The organism is Bacteroides sp. MSK.20.82 (assembly GCF_019052485.1).
GTDB lineage: Bacteria > Bacteroidota > Bacteroidia > Bacteroidales > Bacteroidaceae > Bacteroides > Bacteroides thetaiotaomicron.
The window spans coordinates 1-827 of the sequence record NZ_JAHQUN010000130.1; the positions used below are offsets into that span (position 1 = coordinate 1).

Annotated in this window: 1 protein-coding gene; it reads right to left on the reverse strand. The window is 36.0% G+C overall.

Going from position 1 to position 827, the window contains the following annotated elements; translation table 11 throughout:
• Window positions 1-62 precede the first annotated feature (62 nt).
• Window positions 63-602: a hypothetical protein gene (locus KTR07_RS28125; protein WP_217315583.1), complete on the reverse strand. Its 540-nt coding sequence runs from the start codon at window positions 600-602 to the stop codon at window positions 63-65.
• Between the last annotated feature and the right edge of the window lie 225 nt (window positions 603-827).

Below are 827 nucleotides of genomic sequence, written 5' to 3' on the forward strand. Positions count from 1 at the left end.
TGTATGAGCGTTCTTATTGAGAAGGTTGAATATAATTTGTTCTATACTCATTCTTTTTTTCGTTATACGTTAATTTCTAATTTACCCCTATATTTGTTATATGGGCTTTCTACATAAAATTCCCACTCACCAGTAAATCGTAGCCGAAAGACTTGTTTTGCAAGCTCAATGACATCTTCTATTGTTTCAAAACAGTTAGTCAAATCACCTTCATTGTAGTAATCTCCCCATCGTTCCGGGTTTTTGTCTATTTCTTCCTTAGTAAGCGGACGTTTAAGCACAAGCTCATAGGTATAATGTGCCAATGGGATATTGTTGTCAAATATCATTTTACTATGTCCCGGTTCTCCGTCACATTCCATATTGACGCCTTGAATCTTTATCTTTCCGTAATGATGTACAGCGTTGAAAGAAATGCCTCTGAACGTCGTAATTTCAAGCGTAGCGCGCCTTTTGGGATTACCTTTGGTGTACCCCCAAGACCTTACGGCATGAAGTTTATCATTAGAAAGTATAATATCAAGACCGCATTTATCTGTAAACACATCGGGATAAACATATTGTTCCCCTTGGCTTTGTTTTACTATCTGCTCTAATGTCATATTTCCTCCTTTCTTATTTAGTTTTGAGAGTTATTTTATCACATCTGTTAATCGGTGTTTTTACTTCTTTCCCATACCACGAACACCAATAATATGGCTGAAATAAATTGGGTGAATGCGTGCAATATTTACATCTTTCACACAGGTGGATTCCATTCATTTTTATATCGGTTTATAGTCATATCCAGCTATTTCCGTTGAAAATCAAAAATGGCTTTCTGTAGC

Coding starts and splice junctions, on each gene's coding strand:
- KTR07_RS28125 (WP_217315583.1), bottom strand. CDS start 602: ATGACATTAGAGCAGATAGTAAAACAAAGCCAAGGGGAACAATATGTT.